Below are 18,791 nucleotides of genomic sequence, written 5' to 3' on the forward strand. Positions count from 1 at the left end.
CATACGAGGTCATGTCTTTTGCAGTTTTCTTGCTCTTTTACTCCGCAAAGAGCTCGCCATGAGACTTGAAGCCGCTGGTCATCACTTTGAATGGGCAACCATCCGCAATGACCTTGAGTCTCTGCAAAGAGTTATTGTGGAAGATAATGGTCGAAGACTTGCACTTCGTACAAGAAGTCATGGCGTATGTGGAAAAATATTCAAGGCTGTTGGTGTGGCCATGCCACAGGCAATTTGCGAAACATAAAAAAGAGCGTTTTGGGAAAACAGGATAACAGGTGGTGCCAAAGGTTTGTTATTGCTTTTTATCGCATTGAATTCATTGGATTATTAAAATTGGACTGTAGAAGATGAGCCAGACTTATACCTTAAAGTCGGAAAATTCATACATCATCGTTGCCATAGGAGATGAGGAAAGAGTTCAGGATATCGATCTGAAAGTCTTGGATGAAAACAACAATGTTGTCGGAAAGGATGATGACTCTGAAAATATCGCCATGGTTCAGGTAAGTCCGAAATCGTCAGGAAATTTTAAGATCAGTGTATCAGCCTATGAAATGGACAACAATGACGCTTTTTACGGTATCATCATTGCAAGAACAAATTAACAATCTGGCAAAGATTAAGCTGAAAGGGGACTGACTCCTTTCAGCCTGACAGCTTCCATGGGGTTAAGACGCTGGAGCGTCTTCAGATGCATTCCCACGCTGGAGCGTGGGAACGATGGGGAAATTGAAAATCCTCAGGTTACAGCTTCACAGGCCACGCCAAAAAGGCAAAAATCACTGTCCGCCGCGCACAAGACGCACCTGGGGGGCGTCACCCTTGCCGTTGTAGTAGACAGCGCCGTTGCCGAAATGGAGGTACCACCCATTGTAACTGGAGTAGGCAGCGGGCGAGGAAGACCAAAACCAGCTTGCCGGGGTATTGGGAAAGATCTCGGCATAAAGGGCAGGCTTCCGGTAATCCCCCCTGCAAGAACCGCTTTTTCCACTGCGTTTCCCGGAACTGCAAACCACCAGAGTGTCCAGTTCTTCGATGGTGGGCACACGCCAGTCCGACTTTCCTACAAAACGATGGGTTCTACCCGCTGCCAGGGCATCCTCCCAGGTATAGTTTCTCGCATTCCCTGTGCAGGTACTGCCGTTCCAGCTCTGGCCTAAAGAACAACGCATCCATTGCAGGCCGGTCTTTGTATCCGTTACCGTACCGTCGCCGTTGTCCCGGTAATCTCCGGCTTCAGGATTCCGCCACGGCGAATCCGTAAAATACGGATAAACAAGTGCCCAACTGCCCCAAACCAGCCCCACAATCCCCAAAAGCCAGAAAATCTTCCTCCCCTTTGACGCCTTCTCCCATGCGGCTATAGACGGCGGCGCTTCCCACCTGCCAGCAGGCATTTTCTGAGGTACGGAAGCCTGGTGACCGGAGGCAGTCACCTTCTCCTCCCTTTTCGGATGCACCCCTGCCCCATGGTTCTTCCCGGCCTTTTCCCGTCTTTCCTCTTCTTTATGAACAGGCGGCAACGGCGCATCATCAAAATCTTCATCATCCTCTTCCCTGCCCGCATCCATCCCCAGAAGGGCTTTCTGCATGGAAAAGGCATCGTCATGACGGTCCCTGGCATAGACGGAAAGCCCCTTATCAATGGCGGCAAGAAAGGCGGGCGTATACCGCTTTTCAAACACAGCGCCCTGAAGGGGTTTCAGGGTATCCTCGGGCACGCGGTCTGTGGCCACATCGGGAAGCCCCCCTGTGATGCCCTGGTACATACAGGCCGAAAGGCTGTAGAGATCGAGGCTGGCCGTGAAATTCCCCTTGCTGCCGTACTGCTCGATGGGGGCGAAATGGGGGGTGAGCACCTGGGTGAGCACCCGGCTTTTCATACCGATGGCCTGACGGGCCGCGCCAAAGTCAATCAGAACCGGCATTCCCCTGGAGGCCAGAAGAATGTTCTCCGGCTTGATGTCCCGGTGCAGAATCCCCCTTTCATGGATGTATTTGAGACCCTCCAGCAGGGGAATGAAGATGGATTCCAGCGCTTTCTGGCCGGGCTTCGGGTTCTCCTTCATCCAGTCATGGAGGGTTTTGCCCTCAATCCAGGGCATAACGAAACAGGCCGTACCATTGGCCTCGAAAAGGTCGGTCACCTTCACGATATTGGGATGGCTCAGGCCATGAAGAAGCTTTGCCTCCTTGAAAAAACTCGTAAGGCCCCACTGAAACAGCTCCTTCTGCCCCTGACTGCGAACGCTGACGTGCCGGGTTCCCGGATCCCGCACCCCGGAATCCGGAAAATATTCCTTGAGTACATGCTGGCTCTCAAGATGGCTGTGCCGCACACGGTAGGTGATACCAAAGGCCCCTTCTCCCAGCACCTTTTCCACCCGGTAGCCATGCAGCAGGGTTCCCGCGGGCAAGGCGTCCTGGCGCTCTTCGCTTTCCATTCTGTTTCCTTTCCATTACCTGAACCGAAATCATGGGCAGAAGCCCGACACATGGGATGCAGGATGTGTTTGTACCCAATCCCTGCCCGCTGCACAAAGAAAATGTGCAGAATGAGGCCCGTTTTTTAAATCGGTCAGACCCCTTTCAGCTTCTGCCAGACCCCGGCAAGGGGCAGAAGAATCAGCAGAAAAAGCATTCCGAAAATCAGGCTCATGGAGGCATGGTGGTTTCCGTAATCCCTGGCCATGAAATCCTGCATCAGCACACAGCGGGAAAGGGCGGGAGCCGGGGCGGAAGGGTATTTTCCCCTGCAATAGTGTTCCGGATCGTTTTTCGCCATAAACACGGCGGTCATGCCTTCCACGGCCCAGCGGGTGGGCGTAAGCTGGGCTGCGGCAAGGGAAAGAGGGTTGGGGTTCTCCCGCATCTGCTTAACACTGATAATCCCGCCGCCAAAAAGAATCATGGGCAGCAGCACCAAAGGAATAATGGCCAGAGCCTGGGCCTGGGTTTTCGAAAGTGCGGAGATCAGAAGTCCAAGGCTGAGACCCGCAAGGGAACTCATCAACAGAAGGATGAAAAAAAGCAGTATGCCGGATCCCAGCTCCAGACAAAAGGGCGTAAAGAGCCAGACCACCAGCAGAAGCGAAAAACTCTGCACCAGACAGAGCAGGGACAGCACAGAAAATTTTGAGGCCACATAGGCCCAGATATGCAGACCGACCCTGCGTTCCCGCTCATAAATGGCCCTTTCCGCCACAATCTCCCGCGAAGCGTTGATATTGCCGCACCACACCGCAGCAATGGCCAGCACAAAAAACAGGGTGGGGGCCATGCCGGGAAAACATTCTGTCCCCCAGTAAGCCTCCCTTGAAAAAAGCATGGCCACCAGAAAGGCGATGACCGGAGCCTGGATCAGGAGCAGCAGGGTTCCCGCCCTGTCTTTCTGCTTCACCTTCATGGCCCGCCGGCACAGAATCCCGAACTGGCGCAGACCGGACAGGCGGATCTCATCACTCTTCAGTTCCTGGGCCTTTCGCCGCCGCTTCGCCACATAGGTCTGATACAACTTCGACTCTCTGTACCGCTGCTGCCAGTAGCGCCCCTTTTCGCTGCGCTCCCGGCCTTCCTCCCTGGCTTCGCCAGCGTGCAGGCCCATAAGTGCCCTGTCCGGACTTGCAGGCAGATCCGGATGTTCAGTACCCGGATTGAAAAAACGGATGGAATCCGGATAACCGGGGCCGTAATAGGCCAGTTTCCCGTAAGAAAGGACAATCTGGTTGTCCATGAGCCGGTAGGTCTCCAGGCTGGGCTGGTGGATGGTAAGGAGGATGGTTTTTCCCTGATCTGCGAGATGCCGCAGAAGCTCCATGACCTTCAGGGCGTCCACTGCGGAGAGGCCGGAGGTCGGCTCATCGAGAAAGAGGATGGCCGGATCCGCCAGAAGCTCCATGGCAAGGTTCACCCGCTTGCGCTGCCCGCCGCTGATGCCCTTTTCCGTATCCGGAGAACCGATGACGACATGGGCCACATCGGAAAGGCCCAGCTTATGGAGAACGCTCTGAATACGGTCTCTGATTTCTTCGGGCCGGATGTCGGCGGGCAGCCTCAGGCCCGCATAGTATTCAAGGGCTTCCTGCACCGTAAGCTCGGGATGCACGATGTCGTCCTGGGGCACATAGCCGATGATTGTGCGAAACATAGGGTAATGCTCATGCAGATCCATTCCATTGATGAAGACACGGCCTTCCGTGGGCCTGTCGTAACCATTGAGAACCTTGAGAAGACTGGTTTTTCCCGCTCCGGAAAGGCCCATCAGCCCCACAAGTTCTCCGGGGTTTACGGCAAGGCTGATGGCGTCCAGAACACAAAATCCGTTGGCTGTGGTTCTGCCGACCTCTCTGGCTTCCAGGATAAAGCCGTCCAGGGTCTCTTTTTTCATCAGAACGCTTTTACCGGCAGTCGCCGCTTCCAGCACAAAGGCATAAAAGCCCAGAAGAATTTCATCCCCATCCCGGAGAAGGGTGGGAGCAGAAATCTGGTTTCCATTCACATAAGTGCCGTTGCTGGAACCCAGATCCTCCAAAAGATAGCCTTGGGCCTGCCTGGAAAGCCTTGCATGGTGCCAGGAGACGGAGGGATGGGAAATGACGATGTCCGCCTCAGGATCACGGCCCAGAATCTGCACATCCGCATCTGCCCGGATACGCTCCGGCTTTTTTTTCTGTGCTGCCTCCAGAAACTGGAGAATTCTTTCGGAAGGCAGCTTGTAGGTGCCAAGGTAAAGTACCTGCTGCGGCTCCAGACGGAACCGGGTCACCTTGTTGTCACGGGTCTGGAGGAAGGTGCCGTTGGAACTGCCCTGATCCTCCCCGTACCAGAAGCCATCCTCTCCTTTCCTGAAAACAAGATGCAGGGAAGACACCACGGATGACTCCACCACAATTTCATTGGTTCTCGCCCTGCCCAGCCGGATCTCAGGCCCCTTTTCTCCGGAAGCGGAAAAAAGAGGTTCTCTCTCCCTTTCCTGCGGGGTTTCCCGGACAAGGATGAAGGAGGATTCCGCAGCACCGAAAGACAGGGTATCCCCCAAATGCACGGCTCTTGGGCTGTGGGGCAAAAGGGCCCTGCCATTCACAAAAGTACGGTTTTTAGACTCGAGATCCTCCACAAGCACCATTTCGCCAGAAACGGTGATTCTGGCATGTGTCCGCGACACATGGGGAAACGCCACCACAAGGGGGTTTTCCGGAGAACGGCCAAGGATCTGGGTTCCTTCTTTCAGGACAAGATCATGATGCCGGTGAAGGCTGCTCTTTAAAATCATGATTTCCCTTTCATGCGCATCATGGCGTAAAGTTTTCTGATTTTTGATGTCATCCGTTCTTGCCAGATATCCCCCAAATGTCAAGAGAGCAAAGACGCATCTGCTTCCCCTTTTTCTTCAGTCAGCGTTCCCGTGCTCCAGTGTAAAAACGCACTACCGGGTGCTCCTGCGCCCAGGGCCAGTATCCTCGGGAATTCCTTCTCCGGGAACCAGGTATTGGCAAAGCACAGGTACGATCCAGACCCAAACATGGGGAGTGTCCGGTTTCTGAACGTCCTACAGGCTTTTGGGCCATGGCAGTGTTCCGGGATTCAAGACGCTGGAGCGTCTCAAGATGCATTCCCACGCTGGAGCGTGGGAACGATGGGCGCATGGCTGAGTCAGAAAAAAAAGGACTTTCCTGTCCGTTTTTCTTACACTCCATAAAAGGAAACGCCCTCTTTCCTGAACCCAAAGCAGCAGAAACCGACACGCCCCCCTGATTTCAAGACTTTCCCATATGAGGCATATTTTTTGCTTTTTGATTTTGGTTTTTTCTGTCTGTGAGCAAAGGAGGCATCATGGGAAAAAAATGGCAGAAACTTTTGTTTGATCCTGCGGATCACCACCTTCTCGAAATTGTCCAGGACATCCGCACCCGAAAAAAGGAACGCAAATACCTGCGTCAGCGTATCGGCCCCTATCTCCACCCCCGGGGCATCAAGGAAATGGCCGCCCCCCGCGAACTGCGCATGGCCTATGCCACGGTGCATCTTCTGGACAGTCTGGATGCGGGCCGGGTGGAAGACCGGCTCACCGCCCTCCAGGCTCTGGTGGAAGAGGTTATGAGTTCCACGGAAAGCGGCCTGCGTAACAACACGGCAAGGGTGATGCTCCAGCTCATGAAAGAACTGATCCGCAGCGAAGGCGATACCCTTCGCCAGCTCACCCTGGCCCATGATTTCAGACGGGCTGCTGCTGGAAAACCCAGGGTCATCCGCAGGCTGCTGCACCATTACCACCTGCTCGAAATGCCCGAAGAGTGGAACCAGATCAGCTTTGATGACCATGTCCACGACGCCAACACCAAGGGCCGGAAAAGCCCCTCCCACCTCATCATGGACGCCTGGATCAAGGGAATCCGGGAAATCCGGGTGATCTACTACAACCACATTCCGCCCCAGGCCATCTCCGAACTCATGAGCGCTGCCGCCATCATGGGCATCAAGGCCAGCATCGGCATTGAATACAGCGTCCCTTTTCGCAACCGCATGGTGCATTTCATCTGGACACCCTCCGGTCTGGACACAGTGGAAGCCATGGCCCGCTTCTTCAGCCTTCCCAGGGTGGAAGCCTTCATGGACAAGGCCCGCAGCGTTTCCCGCTACATGGCAGACGAGGTGCTGAAACGCCTTGCCACCTTCAACACCGTCCAGAGACCGGAGCTGGAAAACCTGCTGGGCATTTCCATCCCCGCTGCCAGAAAGGACGACTTTCTCGCAATGGTGGGATCGGGGCAGCCTGCCCTTCTCCACCTCTCGGCCTATCTGCATCTCCTCCTCACCGGAGCCATCCGCAGTGCCCTTGCGGAAAACAATCCCCCTGATGCCCCGGATCCGGATCAAAAAGACCTCCTGGAAGAACAGGCCCGGAAACTCCGGACAGCCCTTGAGGAGCTGACTCCGGAATCCATTGAACTCCGTTTTTTTTCGTCCAAAGACGAAGAGACGCTCCCGCCCCAGGGAGAAGATGTTCCCGAACTGCTCACGCGACCCGCTGAAATCCTGATGGCAGACCTTGCCGCCCTCCATCCCTCCTTCACCCTCACCCTCAACCTCAAGCACCTGAAGGTAGCCGATGTGGCCGAGCTGCTTTTCCGCTCAGAAGGCCGCATTTCCCACCTTGAAATCTACAATCTCAAGGATCAGGCCCTGGGCAGGGCGGGAGCCTACAAGGACATCAACGCCTTTCAGCTGGCCCTCAATCAGGGCAACATCATTGTCCTCAAACGTATGCTGCTGGACTGCTGTGATACCTTAGAAAACTCACCGGAGCAGGCGGCAAAGGAACAGGGCCAAAGCCTGGAGGAACTCATTTTTCAACTGGATCGTCTGGTGGCCCCTTACCGCAAACGGCCCTTGAAAACCCGGATCGGAACAGACTCCACCGGCAACTCTCCCCGCTCCTATGGCATGGGGCTTGTCCTCCGGGATACCCTCCCCCTGCGCACACGCCGGTATCTGGACCGGAAGATGGGCAAACACCACCACAGACCGGGTATCCGCATTCCCGTACGGCCCCGTACCACCTGGATTCCCGAAAAACCTCCCCTCCAGCGGCTGGCGCCCCTTCTCTACCGGCTCCGCTATGTGCGCCTTCTCCGTCCCATTACCCACAGAGCCGTATCCGAATTCGTTATCAAAAAAGATGCCGTCCGTCTGGAACCCAGGGGCAATGTCATCACCCTGGGCGGCACCCTGAATCCGGCAAAGGGCGCGTCAAAAACCTCATCGCCCCTGCATACAAGCCCCTTCCGCTTTCATCGGGCAAGCTACCTCAACACGGAACTCAGCCAGGGACTGAAGGTGCTCCTTGGCTTTATCCCGGCCTTCCTCACCTTCGCCCTTACCAAAGACTGGTGGCTTCTCGCCTATTTCGGTGCTGTGATCTGGTTTGCCATCACAGGACTTCGCAATATCCTGCAATCCGTGCTGGGCGGCGGGGGAATCCGCCGTTCCCCCCTTCTCAAATGGCACGACCATGTCCGCTGGGGCCGGGTGGCGGACTCCCTTCTTTTTACGGGCTTTTCCGTTCCCCTCCTCGATTATGTGGTAAAAACCCGTATTCTGGATCAGGCCCTGGGCATCACCACCGCAAGCAATCCCGTCGCCCTCTACGCCTTCATGGCCCTGGCCAACGGCGTCTATCTTTCCACCCACAGTTTTTTCCGGGGGCTGCCCAGGGCCGCTGTCATCGGGAATTTTTTCCGAAGTCTCCTCTCCATTCCCGTGGCCATTTTCTTCAGTGCCATCTGCGGTCAGCTTCTTACCGGTGCTGGCCATATCCAGGTGGACGCCATTCTGCAAAAATGGGCTGCGGTCATTTCCAAGGCCGCGTCGGATACGGTGGCGGGCATCATTGAAGGACTCGCCGACCGTTTCCACAACCTCGGTCTGCGCAGCCAGGATTACCGGAAAAAAATGCGGCAGATTTTTGATACCTGCATGAATCTTGAACTGGCCTTTCCCCACTCCCAGATTCTCGCCCTGCTGGCCGATTCCGATAACCGTTCCCTCCCGGAAACCCACCCGGAATCCGGACTTTCCACCATGGTGGCCATCAATGCCCTGGATCTTCTCTATTTTTTCATGTACCAGCCCAGGGCACAGGTAACCCTCAGGCAGCGCATCGACCGGATGTCCAGCGATGAAAGACGCATCTTCTACGCCTGCCATCTGGTTCTCGAAGAAGAAAAACATGTGAGTACCCTGCTCATCAACGGACTTCTGGGAAAAAACTTCGGCCCCGGTCTTTCCTTTTATCTGGCCCATTACAAGGGCTACCTTGAAACCCTGAGACGCTGGATTCCGGAGGCTTCCCTTTCTCTGCGAACAAAGGAAGTTCCGGATCCGCCCCCATAATCCTGTCCTGCCGCCCTTCTGCCGGACTTCCGTCTCGACCAAATTGTCGAGCTTCAACGCTGATTGTCGAACAGGGCTGAAAAAAGCGTAAAAAATCATTGAATTTACTGAAAATCATTATGGCACGTTCTTTGATAAGATAAAGGGGCAGGTAGCCGTATCCGATACCCCAACCCTCTTTCATCAAGGAGATCGACATGAAAATCCCGACAGTGGTAAAAATCAGCATGACAGGTCTGGCCATTGGCGTTATGACCGGCAGCGTATGGGCAGGCCCATCCCTTGAGATGCACACCTCTTCCCTGAAAACACAGCCGGCCTTCAGCGGTACGGTTCTCCACAAAAGTCCTTTCGCCCAGGACGGTCTTTCAGAAACAGGCCAATGGCTGATTGCCAAAGGCGGAAAAGGCAACGGGGGCAGGGGAAACGGTGGACAGGGCGATGGATCTGGTGACGGTGCGGGCAGAGGCGGCAATGGATCTGGCGATGGCACGGGCAGGGGCGGCAATGGATCTGGCGATGGTACGGGCAGGGGCGGCAATGGATCTGGCGATGGCACGGGCAGAGGCGGTAACGGGCCTGGCGATGGCACGGGCAATGGGGGCAATGGGCCCAAAGACGGCACAGGCCCACGGGGACAGGCCGGTACCTGTGTCAACTCCTGATTTCTGCTGAAACCGCAGGGTGACCTTCAGCGTCACCCTGCACGCATCCGTTTTCCGGACACAGGCCAGCCGCCATTGCCATTTCCCCCTCCGTCTCCATGGAAAACAGTCTCCTGCGGGAAGAAAGGGATTCAATGCGGCACATTCTATGGGTTCTCATACTCCTTAGCAGCCTGACAGGTCTTCTGGCTTCAGAAGCTTTCTGCGAAGAAAAGACCCTGTTCGGAAGGGTGCTCTCCGTCAACCGGGACCGGGGAGAACTCCGGCTGGAGACGATGTCCGGCGGAACCCAGGAAGAAGAGATCACCATCGCCTATGACCGGGACTCCTCCCCCCCATCCCTCCTCCCCGGTGATATCGTCCGGATCTGGGGAAATTTTTCAGAAAGCGATCCCCGCCATTTCACGGCCACCCATGTGGGGTTCGGGCAGGTACACAACAACGGCTTCCATACAGGCGAAGATCCCACAGGCGTCCGCTCCAGAATCGGACGGGGCCGGGGAATGGGCAGAGGCTCCCATGAGGGCAGAGGCTCCCATGGAGGCGGAGGACGACGATGAAACATCCCCCTATGGGCGCAGTCTGGAAGGCCAATCTTCTTGTCATCGCCATCCTCATTCTCATCGCCCTTTCCTATTATTACTGGCAGCTCCGTCAGGCCTCCCGAACCTTTTCCACCCATGTGCAGGAACATGTGGAAATGGTGGCCCTGGCCATCCGGATGAATGCGGATCGTGCCATCCTGTCCCAAAAAGTCATGGAAGAGATTCTCACCACCTTCCTCGGCAACACTGCCCGCTTTGTGGACTTTCTGGATGGGGTGGAACCCTTTTCCAACATGGAACTGGCCGCCTTTGCGCGGGAAGCCGGACTGAAGGGAATCCGCATTGAGCGAGACGGAAGTCTGTCCGAAGGCCCGGAAGGCTGGTATCCCCTTTCCGAAAAAAGCTGCCGGAAAAGCGGCCTGTTTCATCTGGAACAGCACCATCTGTATATGATGGCCCTCCCCGGAGAAAACGGCAGCCCCTGCATCCAGGTGGCACTGGAAGATCACCGGCTGGCAGTCCTGGGATACCGTATGGGGCTGGAAAACCTGATGGAAGGGATCTCCCGTCTCAGCGGCATCCGGTATATCCGCATGGAACCCAGAGTCACCGTCCCTCACGAACCCTCCGCTGCGGATCTTCCCGTTCACGTCACCTTTGAAGGGGAAGGGGAAGAGCGCATTGCCCATGCCCGTATGCCCATGGAAGGTCATGTGCTTCTGGTGGGAATGACGGCGACCCCCTTTTCCAGACGCATCCGCCAGCTCGGGCTGGAGTTCTGGGCCTTTACCGTGGTCATCGTGGGACTGGGAGGTCTCTTTTCATGGCTGCTCAAGCGTTTTCACGAAGCCCGTGTCCGGGAAGCCCTCCGCTATGAACAGGAGCTGGCCGCAGAAAAGGAACACGCCGCTCTGGGGCGGGCATCCGCCGCCATTACCCATGAAATCCGCAATCCCCTCAACGCCATCAGCATGGGCATTCAGCGCCTCAGACTGGAATCCGGAGGATTGCAGCCCCGGGATCATGCCCTTCTGGATGCCATGGGCGAAGCTGTCCGCAGAACCGATACCATTGTGGCGGAACTGAAACGCTACGCAAGCCCCCTTGCGCCCCGGAGGGTTCTCACCGATCTTAGCGCCCTTCTCGATACCCTTCTCGTGCTGTACCGGCCTCTCTGCGCTGAGAAAAACATCCGCATCCACGCTGCCCTCCCCTCTCCCTGCATGGTGGAGATGGATGCGGATCTCATGACGGAAGTTTTTGAAAATCTGCTTAAAAATGCCATTGAAGCCCAGGCTGAAGGCGGCGTTCTGCATATAGGTACCCGCCCGAATGAAACGCAGATCGAGCTCTGGTTTGAGAATCCCGGCCTGATCCTGCCACCGGAAGGCCTGGAAACCCTCCTTGCCCCCTATGTGACCACCAAAACCCATGGCTCCGGCCTCGGGCTCTCCATTGCCGTTCGGATTCTCCGTGCCCATGACGGTCATCTGGATCTTCGTCAGTCCCGTCCCGGCTGGCTGGGGGTCAGGGTCTGTCTTCCCCTGCCTTTCCAGAAAAAAAAATCCGCCCTCAGCGAATCCTTTTCCTCCCCTCCGGAAGGTGACCACCATGCGAATACTGCTTGTAGATGATGAAATTCTTAAAAGGAGGATACTTTTACATGATAAAGTAAAAACTTTTTTTCAAAAAATATCAAACTGGTACAAATCCAATGATATACATGCTTCTTTTTAGATATCAAATTTTACATGCATAAATTATTGATTTTTTATGTTTTTAAAAATTCTAACCTAAAATAATTATTTTTCATATGGGAGATCATAATGTACAACCACAAAGAAAAAATAGTCATAACCTTTATTGTTGTTCTGACAGCTTTTATAGTGTTTTCTGCCTTACCTGCTTGTGCCGATAGCGATTCCAAACATAAAAATATAAAAAAATACTCTCAGACGCTAAAAAAAGATCATGGCAATGAATCAAGTGGTGAAATTGCGGCATGGCTGTTCTTTTTAGCAAATATCCCAATTCTATTTCAAATATTTACAAAAACAATCCGCAAACAGAATTTTCTATCAAAGTCAAACCAAGAAACAATAAAATATCTCAATAAAACAAATTCAAAATATCTGATGCCTGCCCACTACGTTTTGAATACAATCGGAGTATTATCAGCTTTCATTCACTTTATGCTGTCATCTTGTGATTCCAGCATACTGCCAGATATCAGTCTCCTGGCTGTCGGCCTAATGGTATTAACTGGCATATCAATAAAATTCAAACTATTATCATCCAGTTACAGAAATTTTACTTATAAAATACACACAAGCAAAATATTGTGCAGCCTGATACTATTCATACTTGTTACTGGACACATAATTATTGATTAATATATACTTATAAAATCTTTAAAATAAAAGAAATACACTCAATTTAAATTATAATTATTTCCAATATGAGTATATTTTTTTTATCATAAATCAATCTCATTACTCCCCTGACTCAGCCATACCGTCTCAGGTGTTACCTCTGCCTCCATACATTTTCCCTGAGTAGGAGAGCAGGCGCAGGATTTACCCTTACAGCATGAAATCCATCGATCCTACGCTGAAGCGTGGGATCGATGGCTGAAGAAGAGTAGTAATCCTTTAAATCAAAACCCATAAATTTGCTAAAAGGCAACAATGGAATCAGAAAAAACGGATACAATACGCTATGTAACTTTCGTTGGTCTTTTGATAAATTTCTTTCTTGTGGCAATCAAATATGCTGCTGGCTGGTGGGGCAACAGCGATGCACTCACTGCGGATGCTCTCCATTCCGCAACGGATGCTATTACGGATATTGTTCTCATTATAGGTGCAGGACTTTGGTCAAAACCTCCTGATTCAGAGCACCCCTATGGACACCAAAGAATTGAAACACTGGTTACACTTACAATTGGAGGACTTCTCATTGCCGCAGCCATTGGTATTGGAATTGATGCTATCCAGAAACTCATTGCAGGAATCCGGTGTGAGCCGCTCCCAATGGCTGCCTATGCTGCTGTTATTTCTATTTTTACCAAAGAAGCCCTTTATCGGTGGACATACAAAGTAGGCCTTACCGTCAAAAGCCCCGCAATGATAGCCAATGCATGGCATCACCGCATTGATGCATTAAGTTCTATACCAGCCTTTTTTGCTGTTTCTACAGCCATTATTTTTCCTTCCCTGTTTTTTGTCGATAGCATAGGTGCTCTTATTGTAGCCATTTTTGTACTGCATGCATCCATCAAGATCCTTTGGTCTCCGATAAAGGAAATCATGGATACCGCGGCTTCACCTGAAATCCATCAAAAAATATCAATGTATACGCTTAAACATCCAGAAGTTCTGGATGTTCATAATATTCGAACCCGATTTTTAGGAACAGAAATACTCGCAGATATGCACCTTGTCGTTGATCAGTATTTAACAATAAAAAAAGCACATGACATTGCTGAGGAAGTACACAAAAACCTCATCAATCAAAATTTCGGCTTAAAAGAAGTCATCATCCATATTGAACCTCAAAAAGAACAGGCTGCACCAGCAAGCAAAAACAATATTTCCCTGCCTTTCCAGAAAAACAAAACCGCCCGTACCCAACCTTTTTCCAACCACTCCGGGGAATAAACGCCATGCGAATACTGCTTGTGGATGATGAGGCGCTTCAGCGGGACATGCTCAGAGGCTTTCTTGAAAATCAGGGATATACCGTGGCTGGAGCCGAAGACGGCCCCTCCGCCCTCCGGCTTTTTCAGGAAAAGGCCTTTCAGCTGGTTCTTCTCGATCAGCGGATGCCGGGCATGACGGGCGATACCCTGCTCCGGGAAATCAAAACCCTGAACCCCACGGTTCGCAGCATCATGATCACGGCCCATGCCTCCGTGGATACCGCTGTCCGCGTCATGAAACTGGGAGCGGACGATTTCCTTGAAAAACCCGTGGATCTCATGGCTCTCCTGGAAAAAATCCAGAAGCTTGAAGAAAACCTCCTCATTGAGGAGGAGTCCGGAGAAGTCAGCGACATGGCCGCCTCAGCCCCCCTTCCCCTGACCCTCATCGGTCAGAGCCCTCCCATGCAGGCCCTCCTTTCCATGGTCGGCCGCATTGCTCCCACCTCTTGGACCGCCCTCATTTCCGGGGAAACGGGCACGGGAAAAGAGCGGATCGCCCGGCTCGTACACATGCTCAGCCCCAGACGGGAGGCCCCCTTTATTGAGGTGAACTGCGCTGCCATCCCGGAAAATCTCTTTGAATCCGAAATTTTCGGCCATGAAAAGGGTGCCTTCACCGGTGCCGTTTCCAGACGCAGGGGCCGCTTTGAGCTGGCGGATAAGGGCACCCTTTTTCTTGACGAGGTGGGAGAACTTCCGCTTGCGCTTCAGGCCAAGCTCCTGCGTACCCTTCAGGAAAACAGACTAACCCGTGTGGGGGCGGAAACGGATCTTGCCATTGATGTCCGGGTACTGGCCGCCACCAACCGCGATCTGAAAGACATGGTACTCCAGGGCCGGTTCCGGGAAGACCTCTACTATCGCCTCAATGTGCTGGAACTCAAGATCCCGCCCCTGCGCCAGCGCCGGGAAGATATTCCCGAACTCTGCGCTTTTTTTCTCGAACGCTATGGTCTCCGGCCCATCAGCTTTCACCCGGATGCCATGGCCACCCTCATCAAATACAGCTTTCCCGGCAATGTCCGGGAACTGGAACACATGATCCAGAGAATTGTCACCCTGGTGCGCGGCAGCCTCATTCGCCCCCAGGATCTGCCCCATGAGGTGCGTTTTCAGGCTTCCGAACAAAAAGGCGCACTGGAAGAACGGCTGGAAGCCATGGAACGGGAAATGCTCACGGAAGCCCTGGAGGCCTCCGGCTGGGTACAGACCCGTGCTGCAGAAAGCCTTGGCATCAGCGAGCGGGTACTGCGGTACAAGATGAAAAAATTTGGCCTGCAAAAAAACGGCTGAATGCCCTTTTCTTTCTTTGTCCCGCAGACCTTCCGGATCTCCCATGCCCCCCTGCGTCTTTCTTCCCGGAAAAAGGCGGCAGACATCCTGCGCTGCCGGTCTCTTCCCCCGTTTTTTTCCAATATCCCCCCAACTTTTCCATTGACAGAATCTCCACACAGGAACATATTGCCATATGTCGATATGATGGAGGATAAACAATGAAACCCCTGATCAAAGTCATGAAGGCCCTCTCCGATCCGGGACGGCTCAAAATGCTCAAAGCCCTGGAAGACCGCAGGCTCTGCGTCTGCGAACTTCAGGAAGCCACGGGGCTTGCCCAGTCCACGGTCAGCAAACACCTAAAAATACTGGAAGAGGCAGGTCTTGTGTCCTGGGAAAAGGACGGCTCCTGGGTGAACTACACCCTGGCTCCGGAAGGGGAAAACCCCTATGCCCAAAGCCTCCTTGCCCAGATGCCGCACTGGCTCAATGAAGACAAGGCCGTAGCCGAAATGCGCGCCCGTCTTCCGGAGATCCACAGAGACCGCATCCGGAAAACATGAACAAAGCGTACCCGCCTGCCCGCCCTGATGACGGACAGCACTTCCCATCCGTTATGGCATAAGGAGAATCCCATGCAGGAAAGAAGCAAATTTTTATGGATCATCGGGCTTTTTGCCGGGGCCTATTTCATTCCCTGGGCCCACCCCCTCACGCGGCAGTCCGGTCTGGAAGCCTTTCTCATGCTTCAGGACTACGCAAGGGAGCATGTGCTCACCTGCCTCATCCCCGCCTTTTTCATCGCAGGAGCCATTGCGGTTTTTGTCTCCCAGGCTTCCGTCCTGAAATATTTCGGCGCTCAGGCCAAAAAGGTGCTGGCCTACTCCGTGGCCTCGGTGTCCGGCGCCATTCTCGCCGTCTGTTCCTGCACGGTGCTGCCCCTTTTTGCGGGTATTTACATGCGGGGAGCGGGTATTGGGCCGGCAACGGCCTTTCTCTACTCCGGCCCCGCCATCAACGTGCTGGCCATTGTGCTGACGGCCCGGGTGCTGGGCTGGCAGATGGGCCTTGCCCGCGCCATCGGGGCGGTGTCCTTTGCGCTTATCATCGGTCTTCTGATGGCCTTCATCTTCAGAAAGGACGACGCCGCCCGCACCGCAGGCCAGTTCTATCTTCCGGATGAAGAGAATCCGGGCAGAAGCCTCTGGCAGGACGCAGGCTTCATGCTGGTCATGGTGCTGATCCTTGTCTTTGCCGCCTTTGCCCGGCCCGGCGAAGGGGAGTCCGCCATCTGGCAGTTTCTCTTCGGAATCAAGTGGTATGTCACCGCCCTTCTCCTTGGCGTGCTGGGCCTCATGCTGAGAGCCTGGTTTGTTCAGGAGGAAAGAAAGGCCTGGGTGGCCTCCACCTGGGATTTTGTGAAGCAGATTTCCCCCCTCCTTGCGGCCGGTGTGCTGGTGGCGGGTTTTCTTCTGGGCCGTCCCGGTCATCCGGCCCTTATCCCCGAATCCTGGATCGCAGAGCTTGTGGGCGGCAACTCCCTTTTCGCCAACTTCTTTGCCTCCCTTGCGGGTGCCCTCATGTATTTTGCCACCTTAACGGAAATCCCCATCCTCCAGGGGCTGGTGGGCGCAGGCATGGGCCAGGGCCCGGCGCTGGCCCTGCTTCTGGCGGGCCCGGCCCTCTCCCTGCCCAACATGATCGTGATTTCCGGTGTCATCGGCATTAAAAAAACCGCTGTCTTCAGCCTTCTTGTCATTGTCATGTCCACCGCTGCCGGAATGTTCTATGGCAGTTTTTTCGTGTAAAGAAATCTGACGGGAAACTGCCGGAAAACGATCCGGGCAGCCCCGTCCCCATCCTGAAAAAGGAGAAGCAAACATGGAAATCAAGGTTCTGGGGCCAGGATGTCCCAAATGTACACAGGCGGAAAAGGTGGTGAAGGAAGCCGTCGCCGAAGCCGGCGTTGAGGCTTCCGTTGAAAAGGTATCGGATCTTCTGAAAATCGCAGGGTACGGAGTCTTTGGCACCCCCGCCATCATCATCAACGGAGACGTGAAAATGGTGGGGAAGGTTCCCAAAAAGGAAGAGGTGATGGGCTGGCTTCGCTGAACGGACAGGGGAAGGGATTCTTTTCTGGCTTCCTTCCCCTTTTTTTTAGGAGATGAAAATTTCCAATATACTCATTGAAATTCGATTCTTCATTTCAGACGAGAGCCGTGAACTTCACGGACGGTATATCCGTATTTTTCAACTCCCTTAGTCCGTTCACCCTGAGCCTGTCGAAGGGTGGGTCGAAAAAAAACAAAGGTCATCCCTTTTGCTTTTTCGTCACGGTTCGACAGGCTCACCGTGAACGGTGTGAGGGAGACAAAGGGCTAATCCATCCCTTAGGGCAAAATATGAAACTTCATGAAATTCTTCAGAAAAGCCTCTGGCAGATTCCCCTCATCCTTGCGGTCTCCACCTTTCTGGCCCTTGGCGTGAACCTTCTCAGAAAAGAGGGCCTCCCCCTTTTCAAAACCCCGGAAGCCCTCATGGAAGCTTCGGGGGAAACCCTTTCCATAAAAGAAGCCCGGAATCTTTTCCTTAAAAATCAGGCTTTTTTTGTGGATGCACGGGACAGGGGAAGCTATGATCAGGGTCATATTAAAGGCGCACGCCTGCTGCCCTATGGCGACGTTGACAGCCATATCGCTGCTTTTTTTGAAGAGGTGGCACCGGAAACCGTTCTTGTGGTGTATTGCGATGGCAGGCACTGCGATTTGAGCCACGGCGTGGCAAGGCTTCTGCGGGAGCTTGGATATAAAAAGGTACGGGTTCTCGTCAATGGCTGGAGCCTCTGGCAGGAAGCGGGTCTTCCCGTGGAAAGAAAGGAGCCGTGATGCAGCATCCGGCCTTATCCCGGAGGGATTTCCCATGGGAGGGACTGGCCCTCGTGGCAAGGGTCAGTCTGGCTCTCATTTTTCTTAGCGCGGGACTCCCCAAAATTCTCGACCCCAGGGGCTTTTCCCAGATGATCGCCCTGTACCAGATTCTCCCCGATACCCTCATCCATCCTGCGGCCCTGATTCTCCCCTGGCTGGAGGTGCTTCTCGCCCTTCTCCTCCTTTTCCGCATCGCCTGGCCGGGAACCCTCATCCTGACCAACGGCCTTCTTCTCGGATTTACCCTGGCCCTTGCCTTCAATCTTTACCGGGGGCTTGACATCGCCTGCGGCTGCTTTTCCACCCAACCGGGAGAAGCTTCCGGAGACACCCTCTTCTATCTTCTGAGAGATGCCTCCTTTCTTCTCCTCTCCTCCTACCTCTTCCTGGATCTTTTAAGGAATAAAGCATGAACTTCTTCAGATTCATCGTATTCGGCCTGGTACTCTGCTCTGTTTCCCCTGCATCCGCAAACACTGGAATTCCCGAACTGCCCGTCAAGGGCATGGTCACCATGATTGATCTCGGTGCGGAAAGCTGTATCCCCTGTAAAATGATGGCTCCCATCCTGAAAGAACTTGAAAAAGAATACGAAGGCCGGGCGGCCATTGTCTTCATTGATGTGTGGAAACATAAGGAAGAAGCCAGAAAATACGGTATCCGGGGCATACCCACCCAGATTTTCTTTGATAAGGAAGGAAAGGAAGCGGGCCGTCATGTGGGCTTCATGGACAAAAAAAGCATTGTAGATGTACTGAAACAACTGGGCGTGGAATAAACA

Annotated in this window: 16 protein-coding genes and 1 pseudogene; 14 read left to right on the forward strand and 3 right to left on the reverse strand. The window is 53.7% G+C overall.

All coding sequences use genetic code 11. From position 1 onward, the window contains the following. Positions 1–247: pseudogene (locus BR04_RS13655) on the forward strand (IS1634 family transposase); the annotation flags it as partial. 103 nt (positions 248–350) lie between these two features. After that, the gene (locus BR04_RS13660; RefSeq protein ID WP_496356579.1) at positions 351–608 is read left to right on the forward strand and encodes a hypothetical protein; all 258 of its coding nucleotides are present in this window, start codon (positions 351–353) and stop codon (positions 606–608) included. A gap of 174 nt (positions 609–782) precedes the next feature. On the opposite strand, the gene BR04_RS13665 is transcribed toward BR04_RS13660, so the two are convergent. Further along, positions 783–2,447, reverse strand: coding sequence for a protein kinase domain-containing protein (locus BR04_RS13665; protein ID WP_496356580.1), 1,665 nt, complete (start codon positions 2,445–2,447; stop codon positions 783–785). A gap of 134 nt (positions 2,448–2,581) precedes the next feature. Then, positions 2,582–5,275 (reverse strand): FHA domain-containing protein, encoded by a 2,694-nt coding sequence (locus tag BR04_RS13670; RefSeq protein WP_496356581.1) that lies wholly within the window; start codon positions 5,273–5,275, stop codon positions 2,582–2,584. Between the two features lie 560 nt (positions 5,276–5,835). Here BR04_RS13670 and BR04_RS13675 point away from each other — a divergent pair. Continuing rightward, a complete protein-coding gene (locus BR04_RS13675) occupies positions 5,836–8,895 on the forward strand; it encodes a hypothetical protein (RefSeq protein ID WP_496356582.1) in 3,060 nt (1,019 codons plus the stop codon). 368 nt (positions 8,896–9,263) lie between these two features. Here the strand turns inward: BR04_RS13675 and BR04_RS13680 are convergent, their stop codons facing one another. After that, positions 9,264–9,695, reverse strand: a complete 432-nt coding sequence (locus tag BR04_RS13680; protein ID WP_496356583.1) for a hypothetical protein — start codon at positions 9,693–9,695, stop codon at positions 9,264–9,266. Between BR04_RS13680 and BR04_RS13685 the strand changes: the two genes are divergently transcribed. From BR04_RS13685 to BR04_RS13735, 11 genes are all read left to right on the forward strand, one after another. Further along, positions 9,695–10,120, forward strand: coding sequence for a hypothetical protein (locus BR04_RS13685; RefSeq protein ID WP_496356584.1), 426 nt, complete (start codon positions 9,695–9,697; stop codon positions 10,118–10,120). The two genes, BR04_RS13680 and BR04_RS13685, sit on opposite strands and share 1 nt — an antisense overlap. Next, positions 10,117–11,739 carry a sensor histidine kinase gene (locus BR04_RS13690; protein ID WP_496356585.1) on the forward strand — a complete coding sequence of 541 codons (1,623 nt, stop codon included), beginning with the start codon at positions 10,117–10,119 and terminating at the stop codon, positions 11,737–11,739. The genes BR04_RS13685 and BR04_RS13690 overlap by 4 nt, the downstream gene beginning before the upstream one ends. Before the next feature lie 192 nt (positions 11,740–11,931). Beyond that, positions 11,932–12,498, forward strand: a complete 567-nt coding sequence (locus BR04_RS13695) for a hypothetical protein (protein WP_496356586.1) — start codon at positions 11,932–11,934, stop codon at positions 12,496–12,498. Between the two features lie 294 nt (positions 12,499–12,792). Further along, complete coding sequence (locus BR04_RS13700; RefSeq protein WP_496356587.1) at positions 12,793–13,764, forward strand: cation diffusion facilitator family transporter; 972 nt, start codon at positions 12,793–12,795, stop codon at positions 13,762–13,764. 5 nt (positions 13,765–13,769) lie between these two features. Beyond that, entirely contained in the window at positions 13,770–15,101 is a 1,332-nt protein-coding gene (locus BR04_RS13705; RefSeq protein WP_496356588.1) for a sigma-54-dependent transcriptional regulator, read from the forward strand. 200 nt (positions 15,102–15,301) lie between these two features. Then, positions 15,302–15,646 carry an ArsR/SmtB family transcription factor gene (locus BR04_RS13710; RefSeq protein ID WP_496356589.1) on the forward strand — a complete coding sequence of 115 codons (345 nt, stop codon included), beginning with the start codon at positions 15,302–15,304 and terminating at the stop codon, positions 15,644–15,646. A gap of 72 nt (positions 15,647–15,718) precedes the next feature. Next, positions 15,719–16,891 (forward strand): permease, encoded by a 1,173-nt coding sequence (locus tag BR04_RS13715; RefSeq protein ID WP_496356590.1) that lies wholly within the window; start codon positions 15,719–15,721, stop codon positions 16,889–16,891. Positions 16,892–16,964: 73 nt separating this feature from the next. Continuing rightward, positions 16,965–17,195, forward strand: coding sequence for a thioredoxin family protein (locus BR04_RS13720; protein ID WP_496356591.1), 231 nt, complete (start codon positions 16,965–16,967; stop codon positions 17,193–17,195). A 290-nt stretch (positions 17,196–17,485) separates the two neighbouring features. Further along, positions 17,486–17,968 carry a rhodanese-like domain-containing protein gene (locus BR04_RS13725; RefSeq protein ID WP_496356592.1) on the forward strand — a complete coding sequence of 161 codons (483 nt, stop codon included), beginning with the start codon at positions 17,486–17,488 and terminating at the stop codon, positions 17,966–17,968. Further along, a complete protein-coding gene (locus BR04_RS13730) occupies positions 17,968–18,423 on the forward strand; it encodes a MauE/DoxX family redox-associated membrane protein (RefSeq protein ID WP_496356593.1) in 456 nt (151 codons plus the stop codon). Before BR04_RS13725 ends, BR04_RS13730 begins: the two co-directional genes overlap by 1 nt. Then, entirely contained in the window at positions 18,420–18,788 is a 369-nt protein-coding gene (locus tag BR04_RS13735; protein ID WP_496356594.1) for a thioredoxin family protein, read from the forward strand. Before BR04_RS13730 ends, BR04_RS13735 begins: the two co-directional genes overlap by 4 nt. The last annotated feature ends 3 nt before the right edge of the window (positions 18,789–18,791 follow it).

It is taken from the genome of Desulfobotulus sapovorans DSM 2055 (assembly GCF_059569355.1).

Bases quoted from the DNA above. Each gene is read 5' to 3' on its own strand.
- BR04_RS13660 (WP_496356579.1), top strand. From the start codon at position 351: ATGAGCCAGACTTATACCTTAAAGTCGGAAAATTCATACATCATCGTT.
- BR04_RS13665 (WP_496356580.1), bottom strand. From the start codon at position 2,447: ATGGAAAGCGAAGAGCGCCAGGACGCCTTGCCCGCGGGAACCCTGCTG.
- BR04_RS13670 (WP_496356581.1), bottom strand. From the start codon at position 5,275: ATGATTTTAAAGAGCAGCCTTCACCGGCATCATGATCTTGTCCTGAAA.
- BR04_RS13675 (WP_496356582.1), top strand. From the start codon at position 5,836: ATGGGAAAAAAATGGCAGAAACTTTTGTTTGATCCTGCGGATCACCAC.
- BR04_RS13685 (WP_496356584.1), top strand. From the start codon at position 9,695: ATGCGGCACATTCTATGGGTTCTCATACTCCTTAGCAGCCTGACAGGT.
- BR04_RS13690 (WP_496356585.1), top strand. From the start codon at position 10,117: ATGAAACATCCCCCTATGGGCGCAGTCTGGAAGGCCAATCTTCTTGTC.
- BR04_RS13695 (WP_496356586.1), top strand. From the start codon at position 11,932: ATGTACAACCACAAAGAAAAAATAGTCATAACCTTTATTGTTGTTCTG.
- BR04_RS13700 (WP_496356587.1), top strand. From the start codon at position 12,793: ATGGAATCAGAAAAAACGGATACAATACGCTATGTAACTTTCGTTGGT.
- BR04_RS13705 (WP_496356588.1), top strand. From the start codon at position 13,770: ATGCGAATACTGCTTGTGGATGATGAGGCGCTTCAGCGGGACATGCTC.
- BR04_RS13710 (WP_496356589.1), top strand. From the start codon at position 15,302: ATGAAACCCCTGATCAAAGTCATGAAGGCCCTCTCCGATCCGGGACGG.
- BR04_RS13715 (WP_496356590.1), top strand. From the start codon at position 15,719: ATGCAGGAAAGAAGCAAATTTTTATGGATCATCGGGCTTTTTGCCGGG.
- BR04_RS13720 (WP_496356591.1), top strand. From the start codon at position 16,965: ATGGAAATCAAGGTTCTGGGGCCAGGATGTCCCAAATGTACACAGGCG.
- BR04_RS13725 (WP_496356592.1), top strand. From the start codon at position 17,486: ATGAAACTTCATGAAATTCTTCAGAAAAGCCTCTGGCAGATTCCCCTC.
- BR04_RS13730 (WP_496356593.1), top strand. From the start codon at position 17,968: ATGCAGCATCCGGCCTTATCCCGGAGGGATTTCCCATGGGAGGGACTG.
- BR04_RS13735 (WP_496356594.1), top strand. From the start codon at position 18,420: ATGAACTTCTTCAGATTCATCGTATTCGGCCTGGTACTCTGCTCTGTT.